Origin of the sequence: Fluctibacter corallii, assembly GCF_025751585.1 — a bacterium.
GTDB lineage: Bacteria > Pseudomonadota > Gammaproteobacteria > Enterobacterales > Alteromonadaceae > Fluctibacter_A > Fluctibacter_A corallii.
The window spans coordinates 105,149-125,452 of the sequence record NZ_JAOWKX010000009.1; the positions used below are offsets into that span (position 1 = coordinate 105,149).

The 20,304-nt window shown below is 44.3% G+C and carries 20 protein-coding genes; 4 read left to right on the forward strand and 16 right to left on the reverse strand.

All coding sequences use genetic code 11. The features are described 5' to 3' along the window. Positions 1 to 94 precede the first annotated feature (94 nt). Positions 95 to 2,272 (reverse strand): DNA helicase II, encoded by a 2,178-nt coding sequence (gene uvrD / locus OE749_RS16175; RefSeq protein WP_263713518.1) that lies wholly within the window; start codon positions 2,270 to 2,272, stop codon positions 95 to 97. 166 nt (positions 2,273 to 2,438) lie between these two features. On the opposite strand from uvrD, the gene cysE reads away from it, so the two are divergent. Next, complete coding sequence (gene cysE / locus OE749_RS16180; RefSeq protein ID WP_404828195.1) at positions 2,439 to 3,248, forward strand: serine O-acetyltransferase; 810 nt, start codon at positions 2,439 to 2,441, stop codon at positions 3,246 to 3,248. A gap of 61 nt (positions 3,249 to 3,309) precedes the next feature. Here the strand turns inward: cysE and OE749_RS16185 are convergent, their stop codons facing one another. The 7 genes from OE749_RS16185 to OE749_RS16215 form a co-directional block, all read right to left on the reverse strand. Further along, a complete protein-coding gene (locus tag OE749_RS16185) occupies positions 3,310 to 4,029 on the reverse strand; it encodes an HAD-IA family hydrolase (RefSeq protein ID WP_263713519.1) in 720 nt (239 codons plus the stop codon). Positions 4,030 to 4,145: 116 nt separating this feature from the next. Next, positions 4,146 to 4,844, reverse strand: a complete 699-nt coding sequence (locus OE749_RS16190) for a DUF484 family protein (RefSeq protein WP_263713520.1) — start codon at positions 4,842 to 4,844, stop codon at positions 4,146 to 4,148. Continuing rightward, on the reverse strand, positions 4,841 to 5,671 hold the full coding sequence (dapF, locus tag OE749_RS16195; RefSeq protein ID WP_263713521.1) for a diaminopimelate epimerase: 831 nt from the start codon (positions 5,669 to 5,671) through the stop codon (positions 4,841 to 4,843). Before dapF ends, OE749_RS16190 begins: the two co-directional genes overlap by 4 nt. A 26-nt stretch (positions 5,672 to 5,697) precedes the next feature. Further along, positions 5,698 to 6,945, reverse strand: coding sequence for a diaminopimelate decarboxylase (gene lysA, locus OE749_RS16200; protein ID WP_263713522.1), 1,248 nt, complete (start codon positions 6,943 to 6,945; stop codon positions 5,698 to 5,700). Continuing rightward, positions 6,946 to 7,116 carry an LPS translocon maturation chaperone LptM gene (gene lptM / locus OE749_RS16205; RefSeq protein WP_263713523.1) on the reverse strand — a complete coding sequence of 57 codons (171 nt, stop codon included), beginning with the start codon at positions 7,114 to 7,116 and terminating at the stop codon, positions 6,946 to 6,948. 136 nt (positions 7,117 to 7,252) lie between these two features. Further along, the gene (locus OE749_RS16210) at positions 7,253 to 8,320 is read right to left on the reverse strand and encodes an MJ1255/VC2487 family glycosyltransferase (RefSeq protein WP_263713524.1); all 1,068 of its coding nucleotides are present in this window, start codon (positions 8,318 to 8,320) and stop codon (positions 7,253 to 7,255) included. A gap of 10 nt (positions 8,321 to 8,330) precedes the next feature. Further along, on the reverse strand, positions 8,331 to 8,843 hold the full coding sequence (locus OE749_RS16215) for a phosphatase PAP2 family protein (RefSeq protein WP_263713525.1): 513 nt from the start codon (positions 8,841 to 8,843) through the stop codon (positions 8,331 to 8,333). Positions 8,844 to 9,020: 177 nt separating this feature from the next. Here OE749_RS16215 and rraA point away from each other — a divergent pair, with 177 nt between their 5' ends. Then, positions 9,021 to 9,506, forward strand: a complete 486-nt coding sequence (rraA, locus tag OE749_RS16220) for a ribonuclease E activity regulator RraA (protein WP_263713526.1) — start codon at positions 9,021 to 9,023, stop codon at positions 9,504 to 9,506. Positions 9,507 to 9,586: 80 nt separating this feature from the next. On the opposite strand, the gene OE749_RS16225 is transcribed toward rraA, so the two are convergent. The 3 genes from OE749_RS16225 to mpl are packed head-to-tail and all read right to left on the reverse strand — an operon-like array spanning position 9,587 to position 12,339. Beyond that, positions 9,587 to 10,363, reverse strand: a complete 777-nt coding sequence (locus tag OE749_RS16225) for a S1/P1 nuclease (protein WP_263713527.1) — start codon at positions 10,361 to 10,363, stop codon at positions 9,587 to 9,589. Between the two features lies 1 nt (position 10,364). Continuing rightward, a complete protein-coding gene (locus tag OE749_RS16230; RefSeq protein ID WP_263713528.1) occupies positions 10,365 to 10,991 on the reverse strand; it encodes a flavin prenyltransferase UbiX in 627 nt (208 codons plus the stop codon). After that, a complete protein-coding gene (gene mpl, locus OE749_RS16235) occupies positions 10,981 to 12,339 on the reverse strand; it encodes a UDP-N-acetylmuramate:L-alanyl-gamma-D-glutamyl-meso-diaminopimelate ligase (RefSeq protein ID WP_263713529.1) in 1,359 nt (452 codons plus the stop codon). Before mpl ends, OE749_RS16230 begins: the two co-directional genes overlap by 11 nt. A 276-nt stretch (positions 12,340 to 12,615) precedes the next feature. Between mpl and OE749_RS16240 the strand changes: the two genes are divergently transcribed. Beyond that, positions 12,616 to 13,587: a class 1 fructose-bisphosphatase gene (locus OE749_RS16240; protein WP_263713530.1), complete on the forward strand. Its 972-nt coding sequence runs from the start codon at positions 12,616 to 12,618 to the stop codon at positions 13,585 to 13,587. Positions 13,588 to 13,731: 144 nt separating this feature from the next. On the opposite strand, the gene OE749_RS16245 is transcribed toward OE749_RS16240, so the two are convergent. Beyond that, entirely contained in the window at positions 13,732 to 15,726 is a 1,995-nt protein-coding gene (locus OE749_RS16245; RefSeq protein ID WP_263713531.1) for a sodium-translocating pyrophosphatase, read from the reverse strand. Positions 15,727 to 16,060: 334 nt separating this feature from the next. On the opposite strand from OE749_RS16245, the gene ppa reads away from it, so the two are divergent. Then, positions 16,061 to 16,609, forward strand: a complete 549-nt coding sequence (gene ppa, locus OE749_RS16250) for an inorganic diphosphatase (RefSeq protein WP_263713532.1) — start codon at positions 16,061 to 16,063, stop codon at positions 16,607 to 16,609. 74 nt (positions 16,610 to 16,683) lie between these two features. Here ppa and OE749_RS16255 read toward each other — a convergent pair whose 3' ends face one another. From OE749_RS16255 to OE749_RS16270, 4 genes are all read right to left on the reverse strand, one after another. Then, positions 16,684 to 17,277, reverse strand: coding sequence for a hypothetical protein (locus tag OE749_RS16255; RefSeq protein WP_263713533.1), 594 nt, complete (start codon positions 17,275 to 17,277; stop codon positions 16,684 to 16,686). Between the two features lie 245 nt (positions 17,278 to 17,522). Next, a complete protein-coding gene (locus OE749_RS16260; protein WP_263713534.1) occupies positions 17,523 to 18,680 on the reverse strand; it encodes a hypothetical protein in 1,158 nt (385 codons plus the stop codon). Between the two features lies 1 nt (position 18,681). After that, a complete protein-coding gene (locus OE749_RS16265) occupies positions 18,682 to 19,188 on the reverse strand; it encodes a PH domain-containing protein (protein WP_263713535.1) in 507 nt (168 codons plus the stop codon). After that, entirely contained in the window at positions 19,175 to 20,209 is a 1,035-nt protein-coding gene (locus OE749_RS16270) for a radical SAM protein (protein ID WP_263713536.1), read from the reverse strand. The genes OE749_RS16265 and OE749_RS16270 overlap by 14 nt, the downstream gene beginning before the upstream one ends. Positions 20,210 to 20,304 lie beyond the last annotated feature (95 nt).

Consider the following 20,304-nt stretch of genomic DNA (forward strand, 5'->3'; position numbering starts at 1 on the left):
TGCAAGGGCTAGCAAAGTAGCAAGTAATCTCAGCAATATAGCAGAACAATGACGACAGCAAGGCGTTATTTAGTTGGCAATACGTAAATGCTTATTAGGCTTTACTTAGCCGCGCATAAGCCAGTACTAGCCATTTGCTGCCAAAGTCATCAAAATTCACTTGTACGCGTGCATGATCGCCGCTGCCTTCAAAATTTAACACTGTACCTTCACCGAATTTAGGATGTGCGACTCGCTCACCCAAGTTAAACCCAGTAGACTCAAAAGCCACATGCGAGCTTTTTTGAGCGGCTTTCTCAAAGCGATTGTACATTGGGCGGCTAACTGTATTGCGTATACGTACCTCTTCAATACAGTCAGACGGAATCTCTTTAATAAATCGAGACGCTGTATGGTATTTATCTTGGCCGTATAATCTGCGGCTTTCGGCATAGGTGATGTACAGTTTTTCCATTGCGCGGGTCATACCCACGTAACATAGGCGTCGCTCTTCTTCTAAGCGTCCTGGTTCTTCATTGCTCATTTGGCTGGGGAACATGCCCTCCTCAACTCCAGCCAGCACCACAAAAGGAAATTCCAATCCTTTTGCACTGTGAATGGTCATCATTTGCACGGCGTCTTGATGTTGGTCTGCTTGTGCTTCGCCCGCCTCCAGCGACGCGTGTGCCAAAAATGCGGCCAATGGTGTCATGTCGTCGGCATCTTCAGGCACCTCAAACTGCTTACAGGCACTGACCAACTCTTCAAGGTTTTCAATACGTTGTTGCGCCTTTTCACCTTTTTCAGCCTTATACATAGCGTACAGGCCGCTTTGTTTGATTGCCTCGTCAGCTTGTTGATCTAGCGGCAGAGGTAAGATGGCTTCTTGCATACCAAGCACCAAATCCACAAAGGCTTGCAATGCGTTGGCGGCGCGCCCAGACAGACGTTTCTCTTTTAGCATTAGCAATGTTGCCTGCCAAAGAGATTGCTCTGTGGCGCGAGCTGCATCACGAATATTCGCCAATGTTTTTTCACCGATACCACGACTTGGTGTATTCACCACGCGTTCAAACGCAGCGTCATCGAGGGGTTGGTTGAGCATACGTAGGTAGCTTAGTGCGTCTTTAATTTCTTGACGCTCGAAAAAGCGCAAGCCACCATAAATTCGATAAGATACTTGCTCTTGCAACAGAGCTTCTTCTATAACGCGTGATTGGGCATTATTCCTATATAAGATAGCGCAATCGCTCAAGGCATAGCCTTTGTCTATCCAATCCTTAATACGCGCCACGATAAAGCGGGCCTCATCCAATTCGTTAAAGCCTGCGTAAAGAGAGATAACCTCACCTTCGGCGTCTTCTGTCCAAAGGTTCTTGCCTAAACGGCCTTGGTTATTGTCAATTACGGCGTTGGCCGCTTTTAAGATATTGCCAGTAGAGCGATAGTTTTGCTCAAGACGTATGGTCTTCGCGCTGGGGAAGTCTTTCAAAAAATGGGAGATATTCTCGACATTTGCACCCCGCCAGCCATAAATAGATTGATCGTCATCACCTACAATCATCATGTTGTTGTCTTCACAGCACAATAATCGCAGCCACGCATACTGAATATTGTTGGTATCTTGGAATTCGTCTACAAGAATGGTGCGGAAACGACGCTGGTAGTGTTTGAGAATTTGCGGATGATTCAGCCATAGCTCATGGGCCCGTAATAAAAGCTCGGCAAAATCCACTAGCCCAGCGCGATCACAGGTGTCTTGATAAACCTGATAAATCTCACGCATTTTTTGTTTGGTGGGATCACCGTAGGTTTCTATATGTTGTGGACGTAAGCCCTCGTCTTTATTGCCGTTGATGTACCATTGCACCTGCTTAGGTTGCCAGTGTTTTTCATCTAAGTTCATAGATTTGATCACCCGGCGTACTAAACGGTACTGATCGTCAGAATCTAATATCTGAAAACTTTCAGGCAAACGTGCTTCTTGATAATGGTAGCGTAATAATCTGTGCGCCAAACCATGGAAGGTGCCCATCCACATAGTTTGCAATGAGGTTCCCATTAGGCTCTCGACACGGCCGCGCATTTCTCGTGCGGCTTTATTGGTGAAGGTCACGGCAAGAATGCTGAAAGGTGCAATGTTTTCTACTTCCATTAGCCAGGCAATACGATGAACAAGCACACGAGTTTTACCGCTTCCTGCACCTGCTAGCACAAGCATGTCGGAGGGGGGAGCAGCAACCGCATCGCGTTGTTTGTCATTGAGTTGGTCTAACAGTCTGGACACATCCATTGGCAATTTTCTTCATCGGCTTTAATTTAGGGCAGAAGTATATCACTTATACTGTATTTTTATACATTTGAATGCTTTGAACTATAGGATTACCCGTAATTTGCTACTGTTCTGTCAGTAAAAGGCTTAGAATAACGTGATTAACATCAGCAATGGGTATTGGCTCATGCAGAAAAAAGGTAAACGAGACATGATGGACGCGCAGGCATTCTGGCAAACGCTTAAGGAAGAAGCACGATTTTTTGTAGATAAAGAACCTCTTTTAGCCAGTTACATTCACGCTTGCGTGTTAACGCATCACAATTTTGAATCATCTTTGAGCTTTATTCTAGCGAATAAAATTACAGACGAAGTCATGCCAGCGTTAGCGATTCATGAGATGTTCGATGAAGCTTTTTTGATGCAGCCAGATTTGGTTGAGTCAGCCATGACTGATATCCAAGCAGTTTATCAACGTGACCCAGCTGTAGACTCGTATCTGACGGTGCTAATGCATCTGAAAGGCTTTAAAGCGATTCAAGTGCATCGCTTAGCCAATTATTTGTGGCGACACAACCGTAAGCAACTTGCTTTGTTCATTCAAAGTCGCAATTCGGAGGTGTTTGGCGTTGATATCCATCCCGCTGCAAAGATCGGTAAAGGTGTTATGTTCGACCACGCCACAGGTATCGTAGTGGGCGAAACCGCCGTGATTGAAGACGATGTCTCAATTTTACAATCGGTTACGCTGGGTGGAACAGGCAATGAAAGCGGAGATCGCCACCCTAAAGTCAGAAAAGGTGTGATGATTGGATCGGGCGCAAAAATACTCGGTAACATTGAAATCGGGCAAGGTTCTAAAGTCGGCGCAGGGAGCGTGGTACTAAGCTCTGTGCCAGAGCATGTGACGGTGGTAGGCGTACCAGCGAAAATTGTGGGTAAACCGCAATGCGATAGCCCGTGTCAAACAATGCAGCAAAATGTGCTAGAAGACTAACCGGCGCATTTAAATCATTTATTTTCAGCAAAAAGGCAGCGTGTTTGAGTATAACGCGCCGCTACACAAGCTGTTTCAAATCTTCTAATGTGGTGAGCTGAATATCGGGTAAAAGCGTGGCTTTTTCGCTTGCTAAGTGCATGCTGCGATTTTCAGCATACCACGCAGTTGAAAAGCCTGCTTGTTTGGCACCCATTACGTCTTTTTCTAGATTATCCCCCACGTGCAATATGTGTTTAGCATCAACACTTAATTGTGTGCGGGCAAGATCAAACATGTGCTGATGGGGTTTCATTGGTTGTTGCAAGCTGGCATGAAAGCTTTGAATAAAATATGACGCAATGCCAATCTGATGTAATCGCACATTACCATTAGTAATGGCAATCAGCGGCACACGCGATGATAAATAAGCCAAAACCGACATAATAGATTCACTGACTTTAAAATCACTACGATGAAAATAAAAATGTTCAAATGCGTCGTTTACATGTCTATCTAAATCAGTCATGTGTGAATAACCAGATTGAATTAAACCCTGTTTTAAAACACGCTTTCTAAGTTCACCCATATCATTGTGAAGCGAAGGGGTTTGGTGGAGAAACTCTGATTTTATTTTGCCCCAGTCGTGCATCGACATGTTGGCAGTGTTAGGAAAGCGCTCAGCTAAAAATTGATGAAGGTGCTTTTCGGCACGGCGCATAATCGGATAGTTGTCGTACAATGTATCGTCTAGGTCAAACGTGATGGCTTTTACATTGGGTATTTGGCGATAAAATATCATGGTTAGTCTTTACCTACTTTTTCCGCACTACATAACTAGCTTAGCTGACCCAAAGCGTATCGCGTAGACTGGACAATGTATTATTTGAACTTAAAAACTGAGCTTAAAAGCTGAGCTTAAAAGCCATCTAAGCTCGGCAGGTATACGTTCAAAAACTGCTGAAGCTGCGTAATGAGTAAGGTATCCATGTCTGGATTAAAGTGGCTAGGATCTTTGCTACCCACGGCCAGAATGCCAAAATTGCCGTTTTCGCCCAGCAACATCAAGCCGACAGATTCCGCTGGTTTTCCAGCAAACAACAGTTGCTTTTCATGTTGGCTTAAACGCCCAAAAAAGAAATGACTTTGTTTGAAGCGCTTTTCCATAAAGAGTTTGCGCTGGATTTCAGGAAAGGCGTTAGCTCCCTCAAATGCGCGTAGTGATACCGCAGACATTTTTAGCTTGTCTCGCATCACGCTATCGAGGGTTGATTGTACTTCGCTGAAATAACGACATTGTAAAAGCTGAAGGTTTAAATCGGCATAAATGCGATAGATTTCTTCATTCTTCTTGGCTACCGAAATAAGCTGACTGAGCTTACGTGAGAGTTGCTTTACCTTTTCTCGTAGTTGATTACATTGCAATTCGAAAAGAGACACTGCCCCTTTCTTTTCATGAGGAATGAGTAGCCTTTCAGCAATATCTGGGAAGTGGTTGAAAAAATTTGGGTTAGCAAGCAGGAAATCACGCACATCCTCGGGACGGATTGCGTTGAACGTTTCTACTTCATTGTTCAAGCTAGATTGGGCGTGCTGTTGACCCGACACTTCATTCATATTGTAATAAATCCATCAAACACGTGTTCGGCTGGTCCAGTCATTTTTAGTACGTTATCTTTCCCTTGCCAGCGAATTTTTAGACTTCCGCCAGGCAAGTCGACTCGGACATCTTTCCCTAGTTTACCTTGAATTTGCCCGATAGCAACGGCTGCACATGCACCACTGCCACAAGCCAGTGTTTCACCCGCTCCACGTTCGAACACGCGTAACTTGATATGACCCGAATTGAGTATCTGCATGAAGCCAACATTCACGCCCTCTGGAAAGCGTTCATGCCGTTCTAATAACGGGCCTAAAAGCTCGACGGGGGCTGTGTTAATATCGTCGACTTCCATCACGCAATGGGGATTTCCCATTGACACAGCGCCGACAAATACCGTGTGTTCTTCTGCGCGTATAATGTAAGTGCCTTCTTCTTTATTGGCTTTCATCGGAATGTTGGCAGGAACGAAGTTGGGCCTGCCCATATTCACTGTAACTTGCCCGTCTTTTTCTAGGTAAAGAATGATTTTGCCAGATTTTGTACTCACAACAATTTTGCTGCGGTTAGTTAACCCTTTCATTTTCACAAAACGAGCGAAGCAGCGCGCCCCATTGCCACATTGCGAGACTTCAGTGCCATCAGCATTGAAGATGCGGTAATGAAAATCTTGATCAGGATCATAAGGGGGTTCGACGATTAACATTTGGTCGAAGCCAATTCCGAAGTTTCTGTCAGCCAATTGCTGAATTTTTTCTTTAGAGAAAAAGACATTTTGGGTAACGCTGTCTACGACAACAAAGTCGTTACCTAACCCATGCATTTTAGAAAATTGTATTTGCATTACTACGCTGTCAGCTTTTTATTTCATTATATGACGGATTCGCCGCGCCAGAGGTCTTCAATAGTTTCACGCTTTCTTACCAGATGTACAGAAGAATCATCAACTAATATTTCAGCCACCCGAGGACGACTGTTGTAATTGGATGACATAACAAAGCCATACGCGCCTGCACTTCTTACAGCAAGTAGATCGCCAGGGGCAATCGACAATGTTCGGTCTTTACCAATAAAGTCGCCTGTTTCACACACAGGGCCGACAATATCGTAAGTTTGTGATGGGCGTTGTAACGACGTATCGCAAGGAATAATGTTCTGCCATGCAGAGTATAATGCCGGACGGATTAAGTCGTTCATGGCGGCATCGACAATGGCAAAGTGCTTTTCTTCGCCCTCTTTTAGAAACTCAACCTTGGTTAGCAGTACACCTGCATTTGCCATAATGGCTCGTCCTGGCTCAAAAATCAGCGTTAGTTCAGGGCGTTGTTGCATACGTGTCATTAATGCTTCTACGTATTGATCAGGGTGAGGTGGTGTTTCGTCTTTGTAATTGACGCCCAATCCGCCACCTACGTCTAAGTGGTGAATAGTAATGCCTTCTTCGGCGAGTTCGTCAATGAGCTCCAACAATCTGTCGAGGGCATCCACGAACGGTTCAGCTTCAGTGAGTTGTGAACCAATATGGCAATCCATACCGATAACGTTCAAATGAGAAAGCTCAGCGGCTTCTTTGTAGACCTCAATGGCATGATCACGTCGAATACCAAATTTGTTGGCTTTTAGGCCTGTAGAAATATACGGATGGGTTTTCGCATCTACATCGGGGTTAATGCGAATAGAAATGGGAGCTTGTTTATTCAGTGTTTTAGCTACTTGGTTGATACGAACTAGTTCGGCTGGCGACTCTACATTAAAGCATAAAATGTCTTTCTCTAGCGCAAATGCGATTTCCGCTTCGGTTTTGCCGACGCCCGAAAATACCACTTTACGGGGATCGCCGCCGGCGTGTAAAACGCGCGCAAGCTCGCCGCCAGACACAATATCAAAGCCCGAACCTAGCTTGGCCAAAACGCTCAGCACACCCAGATTTGAATTGGCTTTCACCGCATAGCAAATGAGATGTTTATGCTCGCCTGCCGCCTTGTTAAATGCATGCCAATGGCGCTCGATGGTTGCTCTCGAGTAGACATAGCAAGGGGTGCCATAGGTGTTTGCGATGTCGCTTAAGGCGACATTTTCTGCTTTGAGTTGATGATTTTCGTATTGGAAAAAGTCCACCTATCCCTCCTTGCTATCGGCCGCATTCACTTCAGACGATTCGGTGCTTGGCGTGTCTTGATTTTGTTGAGGCTTTTCTGGGGCGTACAGCGGCCCTTTATTGCCACAGCCTACCAAGCCTATGAAGACGACAAACAACACGATAAGCGGGCGGGTAATTACGGATTTCATGACGTTACTCAATTCGAAAGGATTACAGATATCATCGCACTGAAAAGGTAAAAATCAATAAGAATTCGATATTTACATCATTCTTTTAGCATAAACGTGAGACTGTCATAAAAACTATCTTATATAAGAGAGTGAACTACGTGTGTAAAGCAGCCAGCTTTTGTGAGACAGACTCAGGAAACTCCACGTTATTCCAAAGTGATTTGCAAAGCGTTTCGGTGTTGTGCCAGTCTTTTTGCTTTAGCCATTCAATAAACAGGGTGGGATCTCCCGGATAATTAATAGGATCCGGGGCGGTGGTGCCTAACCAAGATCGAAGTGTATCAGAGTCTAATTTTTCCATTCCTGTGCACAAACCTAACCTTTGTAGCGTCAGCATATTCGATGCTTGTTCGTATTGACCTTGTAACGGTTTGATTAACAACTTTTTGCCCAATTTCAGGCACTCACTCGACAGTTCAAACCCGCCGTTGGCAATCACGCCGGCACAATGTTTTTGGGCCTCTCTGAATTTAGGTTTAGAGGGTGCGAACCAGTGAATATTTCCCTCTACGCTGTCCTGTGTGACATCAGGATGAAAGCAGTGAAATTGATAATGAGAAAATGGCGTGAGCAGCGTTTTAATATCGTTTAATGCTTCAAATGGAAGATACACGAGAAAATGCTGATTATGAGGGGTGACATCTACGGTTTCATGTATAAAAGGAGGCAGAATAGCGTGCCCAAAATGATACCAATGAACACCTAATTGAATATCGCAGGGCGCAAAATAACGGGTAATCACTCGATCATAAAGTGATTCCCCTTTTTTAGGAACGTCGTATGTAAACGCAGCTTGATGGCTCACCGATATACTGGGAAGTGAGTGGCGCTTTGCTGCCCATGCAGATACCGGCTCGAAGTCGTTCAGTAAGAGGTCGTAATTTGCCACTTTTAGGTGATTTACGTCATGAAAAAATTGCCCCATGTCTGCGTGTTTTAAGGTTTGCCATTTGCTGACTTTTCCCTGACGCGTGACAAAGGTTAATCCTCGTCGTGTTTGATAGTCACCGAACACGTCCATGTCAAAGTACTTGTCAGGCTTTCGTCCGGTAAATAAAAAATCTACAGATATATCAGGATGTTGTTTTAGCGCCTCTGCCATCACGCGCGCACGCGCGATGTGGCCATTGCCCGTGCCTTGCACGCCATACAAAATTTTCATCGGGTAGTGATCACATTAATAAATCAAGACTAATAAACGAAATGGTTAATCCCAACATGGCTCCTGCAAAGATATCACTGGGATAATGTACCCCCAGTAAAATCCTTGAGAGGCCGATTCCCATTGCCCATGTGTAAACAAGCACTGTAAGAGAAGGGTAGAAGAAGGCGATTTGTGTTGCCATTAAAAAAGCCGCAGCGGTATGACCCGATGGCAGACTAAATTTGTCTGATGGGGTAACGTGTGCGTTAAAATTGTGAAACAAATCACAGGGGCGTTGGCGTTTGAATAATTTCTTCAATACGACATACAACGGAAGTTCCATGCCGTAAGCAAGCAGTGCGCTGTAAAGAAATACGTCGCCGTGTAGTGGTTCAAACGCATAAAGCGCCAAGCCGATGAGTAAGTATAGGTGACCATCGCCACTGTGCGAGACCCATTTGATGACACGGCAATCGCGTTTGGCTGAGAAGTTAAATAGCCAATAAAAAAGTCGTGTGTCGGTTCGGGCAAATAGGTTCATATCAGATCAAATATTGCTCACTTCCTAACCAATCCTAGAAGTCGAATATGAAAAAAGCGTGACAAAAAGAAGAAGCCTTTGTGACATCCATTTGTCGCAATTGATTAGATTAGCGTTTTACAAAAGGCACGATAAACACTACGCTGTGAGGGAATCTATACCCAGCAGGAATACGCAATGGAATACAACACGTCAGAACTCTGTGACTTATTTGCTGATAACGTTGATGTCGTCGACCCAATGTTTATTAGTTATGGCGGAAGGTCATCTTACGGTGGGGAAGTCACTACCGTGAAGTGTTTTGAGCACAAAGGCCTAATCGACAGCGTTTTATCTGAGTCAGGAAAAGGCAAAGTTCTGCTCGTTGACGGCGGTGGCTCAATGCGCAGAGCCTTGATTGATGCAAATACCGCACAGCTTGCCGTTGATAATGAGTGGGAAGGCATCATTTGTTATGGCAGTGTTCGTGATGTAGATGCGCTTGAAGACATGGATATCGGCGTACATGCCATTGCTTCTATTCCCGTTAAAGCTGAAGGAGAGCTAATCGGCGAAGCGGATGTTGCCGTTAATTTTGGCGGCGTTACGTTTTTACCTGAAGATCACGTGTATGCAGATAGCACGGGGATTATTTTGTCACCGGAGCCATTGGATATAGATTAGTCTCCGTTAGAGGTTAATTATTGAAATATGATGAAGAAAAAGCGCACAGAGTGCGCTTTTTCAACTCGTAGCAAATCGTTTTACTTATAGATGTCGTTTAAATAGGCAGCAATTCTTACCCCTGCCATCTGCAAGCGTTGCTTAACGGTCGGCAAATGTTCAAATTGGTAGTGCCACGATAATTTTTTGCTATCCGGATACACGCCATCGCGAAGGCCCGCGCTTTCATTAATCCAATCATAGGGTGTGGCTTTTGACCACGTTGTGATGTCCTTTTTCGAAATTTTCTCAGATAGCCAGTTTGTCCATTCAGAGTAAGACAGCTGTTGTTTGTCAATCAGGCCAGAGTCCCACACACGGTGCAGATTACTATCTTGCCAGAAAAACTCTACTTTTACGTCATTGCCACCTTTATCTGTGCCGTTACCTGCGTGTAGCGGTTGGTGCAAGTCACCTATGATGTGAACAAGAAAATGCAGCGCCAAACGTTTCTCTTCTTGTGTCGCAGCCGAATTTTTAAGTGTGTTGGTGAATGATGTCAGGGCCGTGTATGCATCGCCTTGGCTTGGTGCGCCAACGTCTTTGTAGACCTTGCCTTTGGGCACAGTGACGTAGTGCCACGGTGAGGCGGTTTTTTGCCAAAACTCTGAAGGGTGAGAGCGCATTTCATCGGCATGGGTAGAGATTTCTGCTAATGATGCATGCGGATAAATTGCCTCAATGGCTTTTTCTGCATTGTCGCTTAGGTAGCGCTCAGCAATCGCGCCAGTGATGCGATGCCCTGTTTGTCCCCAACCTAGTGCGTTGGTGCTTACTACTGCAAGTAGCCCTGCTGTAAAAAGGTGTTTGATTTTCATTCTATTTCTTTTCCTCTGGCTGGTTGTAGCCCCAGCGTGAAGTTAACTGTTGGTCAATTCCCAGATGATCGAGAATGCGACCTACAACAAAGTCGACTAAATCCTCAATAGAGGTTGGATTGTGATAAAAACCTGGTGCAGCGGGCATCATGGTGACCCCCATTTGCGAAAGTTTCAGCATGTTTTCAAGGTGAATCGTCGATAAGGGCATTTCTCGGGGCACCATAATCAGTTGCCCACGCTCCTTAATTACCACGTCTGCGGCGCGCTCGATCAGGTTGTCACTCTTGCCCGTCGCGACAGCAGAGAGTGTGCCAGTAGAACAAGGGCAAATTACCATGTGTTTGGGCGCGGCAGAGCCAGAGGCAACAGGAGAAAACCACTCATCTTTACCAAATACGGTTAGCCGGCTCTCCTCAACGTCAAAATAGTCTTGAAAGAACGCGCTGGCGGCAGAGGGGTTAGCTGGAATCTTGATGTTGTTTTCTGTTGCTAGCACCACGCGAGCCGCGGATGAGATCAACAAGTACACATCTTTACCTGCTGCAAGCAGCGAGGCGACCAACTTCAACCCATACGGCGCACCGCTGGCGCCAGTAAATGCAACGGTAATATAATTAGTGTGCATGTTTCTCCTGCAATGCAGATAATAGTTTGTCATGAAGGCCGCCAAAGCCACCGTTACTCATCACAATGATTCGGTCTCCTGGTTTGGCGATAGCCGTGACAGACGTGACGATATTGTCTACATCACGGTGCAAGTGCGTAGGCACAATGCTTTTTTCTGTCAGTTCAGACATTTCCCACTGTAGTCCAGTCGGTTCAAAAAGAAAAACTTCATCCGCCATTTGCCACGATGTTGCCAGTGTGTCTTTGTGCGTCCCCTGTTTCATGGTGGCTGAGCGAGGTTCTAAGATGGCAATGATCTTGGCATTACCTACGTTAGAACGTAAGCCTTCAAGGGTGGTTAAAATGGCTGAAGGATGGTGTGCAAAATCGTCATACACGCGAATGTTGTTTATATCACCACGTAATTCCATGCGGCGTTTCACGTTAACAAATTTGCCAAGGGCTTCCATGGCTACTTTTGGGTCGATACCCGCGTGTCTGGCGGCGGCAATCGCCATGATGCCATTGGCGATATTGTGGTTGCCAATAAGTGACCACGTAACGCTGCCCAGTGATTCACCATGTAAAATCACCTCAAACTGGCTACCGTCTTTGGCCCTTTCACCAATTTGCCATTCTTTACCTAATTGCTGATGGTTGCTCCATAGCCCCATGTCTATTACATCTTCGAGATTTTCGTCGTCTGCTGGCGTAAGCACTAATCCATTCGAGGGCAGAATGCGCAGCAAATGGTGAAATTGCTTCTTAATATCTTTCAGGCTATCGAAGATATCTGCGTGATCGAACTCAAGGTTATTCATGATCAAGGTGCGAGGATGGTAATGAACAAACTTGGAGCGTTTATCAAAAAAGGCACTGTCGTATTCATCTGCTTCAATGACGAAAAACGGGGAGTCTCCTAACCGAGCCGAAATACCAAAGTTCTCAGGAATTCCGCCAATCAAAAAGCCAGGTTTCATGCCCGCATAATCTAGTATCCATGCAAGCATACTCGAGGTTGACGTTTTGCCATGGGTGCCTGATGCAGCCAATACCCAGCGGTGTTTAAGTACATTTTCAGACAACCACTGCGGGCCGCTAATGTAATTTATGTTGCGTTCAAGTACATATTCTACAGCTGGATTGCCGCGCGTCATGGCATTGCCAATGATCACAAGGTCAGGCTCAGGATTAAGTTGAACAGGATCAAACCCTTGGGTAAGCGTGATACCTAACTCTTCTAATTGTGTGCTCATTGGCGGATACACGTTTGCGTCTGATCCTGTGACGTGGTGGCCAAGAGATTTAGCAATCGCGGCGATACCACCCATAAAAGTACCGCAAATGCCTAAAATATGTATATGCATGTGTCTCACTGCGTAAAAATAGCTGTGCCAGTGTAATACCCTGACTCTGTGCGCCGCGTGCGCTTATTCGTTGCGAACCAAAGATAGCAAGACTACCAGAAAGAATGCGTGGCGTTAATGTCTTCCATCTTCTTTACAACAACTAGCTGAGTTTTTGTTCAATCCCAGTTACAATACGCCTAACAGTCTAAAAATAATAAAAATATTCACTGTTAGCTGATTTGTATCAGTTGTAAAACCCTACATAAAAACAGAAATTCAAAGGTTTGGATACCCATGAAACGACTCAACTCTCAACTTCAGGAAGACGGCGCACCGTTAGAACTGATTTTGCTTATTCGTACTTTACTGGCTGGCTGTAAAGAAATTTCCTTCCGTGTTAGTCAGGGTGCGCTGGCTGGCGTGCTGGGTTCACTACTGAGTGAAAACGTACAGGGTGAGACCCAAAAGAAACTGGACGTAATTTCAAACCAGATCTTAAAAGACATTTTGCGTGAATCGGGCTACGTTAAAGCGATTTCTTCTGAAGAAGAAGATGAAGTGGTGCCGTGTAACCCAGAGGGCAAATATTTAGTGAGTTTCGATCCGCTAGATGGCTCGTCAAATACCGATATCAACAGCTTAATTGGCACCATTTTCTCGATTACGCATGCGCCGCAATGGATGGAGCCAGATGACCCCTCCGCGTTCTTGCAACCGGGTACGCAAATGGTTGCGGCAGGATACGTACTGTATGGCCCATCAACCATGCTGGCCATGACAACGGGGCGCGGTACGCACATGTACACCCTCGATAAAACCCATGGCGGATTCCTGCTTACCGAGGCAAATGTCACCGTGCCAGAGCAAACCAAAGAGTTTGCTATTAACGCGTCAAACCAACGTCATTGGGAGCAGCCAATGCAAGATTACGTCACCGATTTATTGCTTGGTGATGAAGGGCCGCGCGGTAAAAACTTCAACATGCGCTGGGTAGGAGCGATGGTAGGTGATATTCACCGAGTGCTGTGCCGTGGTGGTATTTTCTCGTATCCTGCTGACAAACGTAACCCGAAAATTCCAGGCAAACTGCGTTTACTCTATGAAGCAAACCCCATGTCATTTTTGATTGAACAAGCTGGAGGCGCATCGTCTACAGGAGAAGGGCGTATTTTGGAAGTGATGCCAGAAGAAATCCATCAACGGGTGCCAGTTATCATGGGCTCTAAAGAAGAAGTAGAAACCTGCGTTAGCTATTATCGCCGATAGGTGCTTTGCTAACCCTTATCAGCAGCATGATTCGTCGCTAAGCTTGTTGGTTTAAAAGAGATGGCGCAAAGAGAACTTACTCTCTGCGCCATTTTTGTCTCTTTTATCTTATATATTTATCCACGTATTTTCTGTTTACAGCCATTACAGTAAGGGTGCGATCACTAAACTTACTATTGCCATCACGTTGATAAGAATATTCATCGATGGGCCAGACGTATCTTTAAAGGGATCGCCCACGGTATCGCCAACCACCGCGGCAGCATGCACTTCTGAACCTTTTCCACCAAAATGGCCTTTTTCTACGTACTTTTTGGCGTTATCCCATGCACCACCGGCATTTGCCATCATTAACGCAAGTAACACGCAGCCTAGTAACGCACCACCAAGCATTCCTCCTAACGCATGAGCGCCAATACCGAAGCCTACTGCGGGTGGAACGATTACCGCAATTGCACCCGGTAATATCATTTTCTTTAATGCGGCTGCTGTGGCGATATCCACACAACGCCCTGTATCTGGCTCGGCTTTGCCTTCCATCAAACCGTCGATTTCGCGAAACTGTCGACGAATCTCCTGAATCATATCAAAGGCAGCATCACCTACGGCGGTCATGGTGATAGAGGCAATCAGAAAAGGGAGTATCCCGCCAATAAACAGGCCGGTGAGCACGGTTGGATCACCTAAATGCAGCATGAACGTACCGCGGCTAAGCGACATGGTTTCAACGAATGCGGCAATGATTGCCAGCGCCGCCAGCGCCGCCGCACCAATAGCAAACCCCTTACCAATCGCGGCAGTGGTATTTCCTAGTTCATCGAGAGAATCTGTGATTGCGCGGGTGTCTTCGCCTAAGCCACCCATTTCCGCAATGCCTCCCGCGTTGTCAGCGACGGGGCCGTATGCGTCTATAGCCATTGTAATACCGACGGTTGCAAGCATACCAACTGCTGCGATACCCACACCATAAAGCCCAGACAAAGATGTTGAAATAAAGATAATGGCACAAATGGTTAGTACTGGAATCACTACAGATTGCATGCCAACAGACAGACCTGTAATCATGACTGTTGCGGGACCCGTTTCGCCAGATTGCGCAATTTTGCGTACCGGCCCAGCCGCCGTGTAATACTCGGTCACTAATCCAATAATGATGCCACCAATGGCACCACAAATAACCGACCACCACACATTGATACTAATGCCCGTTAAGGTAACGACGAAGTAGGCTGCTGCGATAAATAATATGGCGGCTGAAATTGTCCCTGCGCGCAGTGCCACTTCGGGTTTACTTGATGACATTAGGTTAACGAATACGATCCCTAACACCGAGCAAAGTAACCCTGTTGATGCCAATGCCAATGGCAGAAACATTAAGCTTTCTCGTGCGCCAAGGGTGCCAACTACCATGGTCGAGGCAATCGCAATGGTTGCGATCATTGAGCCGCAGTAGGACTCAAAAATATCAGAGCCCATTCCTGCTACATCGCCCACGTTGTCGCCTACATTGTCAGCGATCACCCCCGGATTTCGCGGGTCGTCTTCAGGAATTCCTGCTTCTACTTTACCGACTAAATCTGCGCCGACATCGGCGCTTTTGGTGTAAATGCCGCCACCAACACGAGAAAATAACGCCACAATCGATGCGCCCATGCCAAATCCGTGAATCACATGAGCGGATTCTGGGTTGTCGCCAAAGAACCAATACAACCCTCCCAGACCAAGTAATCCCATTGACGCAACGCACAAACCCATTATAGAACCACCTGAAAACGCAATCGACAACGCGGCGGGTGCGCCTTCATCGTGCGCTGCCTGCGTGGTGCGCACATTGGCCTTGGTGGCGGTGAACATGCCAATGTATCCTGCTAATGCGGAACAACATGCTCCCACTACAAAGGCGAGGGTGGTGTCGGCACCTAGCGAGAAAAACAATGCTAACCCGACCACTAGCGCAAAAATAAACAACATCTTGTACTCACGGTGCATAAATACCATCGCGCCTAAGTGAATGGCATCGGCAATCTTAGCAATAACAGGGTTACTGACGGGTTTACGTTTTATCATCTGATAAATAAGCAAGGCAATGACGAGCCCCGCGATTCCCAAGAAGGGTGGTAGGTATAGGTAGTCTGTCATAATGTCCCCTAAAAAGTGGCTATGACACAAAGTGCGACTGCAAGTTCGTCTCGTCTTGGAAGGCGTTGGAACCCCACGCTTTGCGTGATTGGCGAGCTGGATGCTTTATCATTTCCTCACGTTGCGCCCGTACCCGCTTGTTTTCGTTACAAAATATTTACATCCTCATGGTGAATATACCGAGCTATTCGGTAAGAACACAAGTGATTTGCACAAAAATACGTCAAATTGCGTAAAAACCTGACGATTCTAAAGCATTGTTGATTTCATCTTGACGGCGATCCCTTTATAATTTCGCCCAATATTCTTTGAACTATTCATAAAGGTTGATGTTATGAGCTTGAACGCTGTTCCAGCAGGTAAAAACCTGCCAGATGAAATTAACGTTATCATCGAAATTCCTGCGCACGCAGATCCGGTTAAATACGAAGTAGATAAAGAGTCTGGCGCGATTTTTGTTGATCGCTTCATGGCAACTTGTATGCACTATCCAACAAACTACGGTTACGTGCCACATACTTTGTCAGAAGACGGTGACCCAGTTGATGTACTTGTGATCACGCCTTTCCCACTTATGGCTGGCGCGGTTATTCGTTGTCGTCCAGTTGGCGTATTAAATATGACTGACGAGTCAGGTACAGACGCAAAAGTACTTGCAGTACCTGCAGACAAGTTGTCTACGATTTATCGTGGTATTACAGAAGTGGATCAGGTGCCTGAATTACTTCGTAACCAAATTGAACACTTCTTCGAGCACTACAAAGATCTTGAGCCAAATAAATGGGTTAAAATTGAAGGTTGGGCAAACGCAGCGGCAGCAAAAGAAGAGATTGTTGCAAGCGTTAAGCGTTACGAAGAAACTGAAGACAAGCCTGCGTTTTAATTCAGGCGTGGTGTCTTATACATTCCTAAAAGCCGGCGTTTCTGCCGGTTTTTTAGTTTTATGGCCTGCTTCGATCACACATACTTTGCTTTAAACCAATAGTAAATGCGGGTTAACCAACTTGGTTTTAGCGAAACCTGTTTCAGTTCAGAATGCAGCACGTTGTATATTTGCATACGACGCTCAACACAGAGTTCCTTTTTGGTATTGAGCTCGTCTTTTGTCATTTCGGTGTTGTTTCGAGAGGCATAGCTGTAAAATTCGGTGCCGCTCTCTCCGTACTTACGTACGAGCTGCTGCGCCTCATGGCTTCCCATTAATAATAAACGTGCTTCCGCGCTGCTTAGGCCTTTGGCTAGCGAGTACATTTCATCACGCGCTTCGGTTATCGCATTTTCACGTTTTTCTGAGAAGGATTTGCCTTCACTCAATACATTGACTCGCTCTGTAATGCGTGAGTGGTAAGTGAGTAGGGCATGGTGAAATGCTTCAATATCCAGCGACACATTTTCTAAAAATTCTTGTTGCTTGGTGGCGTATTGTTTTTCAAGCTCACGTTTGGTTGTGCTTCTGGCAATTAAATAGGTAAATACGCCGGTGATCCCTGCACCCAGCCCAACTTTGATGGCGGTATCAATCAGTTCAAATTCTTCTTTAGTGAGTGCCATATACAACCTGATGTGTTTAAACGTAGAAAAGCCCTAAGTTTTTCATATTCTCCCTATGATTGGCTACTGCAAATCGAACATCCAGCAATCTTTGGATTAAGTACTAATCTTAGTTTTGATAGTACATATGACTTTGGTGATTGAAAATTAGACTACATGTTTGCTATATTTTTAGAAAAAGGGATAGGTGACTAAGATTAAAGTGTAACTTCCTATACACACTTCAATCACATCTAGCTTCGAGTTTATTGCTTCTGCGTGAAGCCTAAAGTAAATTCAGAAATAGCCTCTTGCAATCTCGCTTTTTTGTGAGAGTCGAGTGTCAGTGTACCGCTATCTTCGAGGGCATTCACAATTTTTATAGATTGTTCATCGAATAATCGTTTTAGTTCCTTTTCTGCAATATCAGGGGAATTTTTAGTCATGTTTAATATCAAACTCGCCTCGTCTACAATATATGGATCCAACTGTGATAGCTTACTTAAAACCCAGCTACTGTTGAGGTTCTCTTGTATTGAACTGTAGCTTCCATTAGATTTGTCATCACTTACAGGCGTGATGCATTTAACAACTTTGCATGGGTCTTTTCCGCCACCGCCACCGCCACCGCTTACACCTACAGACGAGTGAACGGCCGCAACCGTAGAAACTCCAACCGCAACAGTTACCCCCACGTTTAAAGCTGCTACTACGTTTACCGCTACTGATACATATGTTGCCGCTACCGCCAACACCACTACCGCAGCCACTGCAACGCCGTTTGTAGATAGCCCGTAATCTTCACCCAGAATATTTGAGATTATGTTATGTAATTCATTTATATCTGAATCTTTAAGTGATTTAGACATGAGGGCTTGGTTTAATTTGTCCGAATTTTCCAGCAATGCTGATGATACTTTCTCTGAAAGCTCTGATTTTCGAGCTCCTTTTCCAATTAAACCCATATTCGCCAACTCGGAAAGATAAGCGGTGTAATCTCCTTTAATCAGAGCCTCTTGCATTGGAGGAGAGAGCGTGGCCTTCATGATTTTAATTTCCACTGAGCGTTCTTCTAGCAAATATTCAGGGAGAGAATACTCAGATAAAAATCGTTCTGTATCATATAAAAATTTGTTACGTTTACTTTCGTCTGTCAATACATGATGCCAAAGTAAAGAAACTTCCTGTAATTGTTCAAGCATATCGGCGGAAAAGTTTAATCCACTTAATTCTAGCCTTATTTTTTTCCTAGTTAAGCTATCCTTTGCCGCATCTCGACCGAAAAGGCTCATGGGCTTACCGTAAAGGCTGGCTCGATGATCTAATTGATTTTCGCTCGCAGTAAGGTCTGTAACAGGAATAGCAAGTGATGCGGCTGCGACTGTAATGCCTAATGACTTGGTTGCTTTTTTCTTTCTATCCATTTTATTCATCTCCTATGTTAGAACTGGATAAGAAATCAAGTAAGTTACCTGATATTAAGACTTGATAGTCATGCAATTTAAGCACAGTAACTTCAGCATACCCATCGACCAATAATAGAAAGGATTTTCTTCCTTCTACATCTTCAAACCATCCCGATTTGTAGCTTGGTAATCCAATGCCATTTATCCTTAAATTTGGAGCATAACTTCCTAGTTTTTCACTTTTTAAAATGAAAATGTCATCCACATTCTCATTTGGTATTTTTATGTTATAAAAAGCCGCTTTTATATATATTTCTTTTGAATCTTTCGTTATTCTATTCTTGCTTATTGTTAATAAAAAGAATAAGAAAGCTAATAAAAGTGCTGCAAATGTCCCATAAGATATGGTTTTTACTAATTTTTGATTTGTTATAAGTGCGGGTAATAAAACTATCAACCCTGGTACTAAAACAGATATCATGAAAAAAGTAATAGTTGTTTTTAGTTCTATGTCATAGCTGATCATTGTTATTTCCTACCTTTGTATTCAGGGAGATTTTAAAGACTGTTTCGGGTATATATTTTTTATATTCAGATTTTAATTTCTTAACTATCCTTTCGTCTTTATGAAGAAAAACGCAAGCTTGACATATGTGGCTAAAATTTGGCATCTCATTATTAATAAATTCAGAACCCATCACTTTCTCTATAATTGCATATGGTCCGTCTGTGTGGATCCAATGCTTTAAAAAATCATTTTTCTGAGAATTGTATAAGGTTTCTATGCTATTTGAGCCCAAGTCTCCCAATTTCATTTCAGGTATGTGTTCCAAAGTTAATCCACAACAAGCACTTAGTAAATTGTGGGGTGTAACTACTACATTCTTAAAAACTTGATCACAACCCTTTCTCAATGTATTTGAATCTAGCTGCTCTCCTCTCTCTATATGATTTTCTCTGAATGGCATCCATGAGTTTGACTGAACCAATATTTTGCCACTATAAATTTTTTCTTTCAGCTTAGTGTGGTTAATTATTTTTTCCAGAAAGTCAGAATCTTGAGTATCTTTCTCTACGGTTATTAATGTAAATATATCGCGATCGCTAGTTGATATGGCAGAATTCACGACAGATTCAATAGGAACCCATTTTTGATGATCAAGACCTGTACTGAAATTGATTTCGGTAAGACCAGATTGCTGCAACATATCCGCAACCTTTTCTGAGTTATCTCTAGTTTTACCCCAGAAACCATTAGTTACACATCTTGTCATAAGATTTAAACTGGCTGCCTCTTTTATTGATTTATATAGATCATTTTTTAGAAGGAAACATTCTCCACCACTAAAGACAACAAGTTTAAGAGATTTAAATTTCTCATGGGCATCATTAATTTGCTTAGTTATTTCTCTAAGCGACAATCTCCCCTTGACTTTGGGGTTTGACTCGAAGCAGCACTCAGCACATGCTGCATTGCAGCGATATGTTGTAAGAATAGTTAATATATCTGGTTTGTCTTGATAGAAAGACGTCGGAATGATGTCCATATTATAATCCTTTATATATTTCCTTGTTAATTGAAGGTATCTTAGCCTATTATTTGACCATTGCAAGCAAATTCGTATAAAAAATGATCATTGTC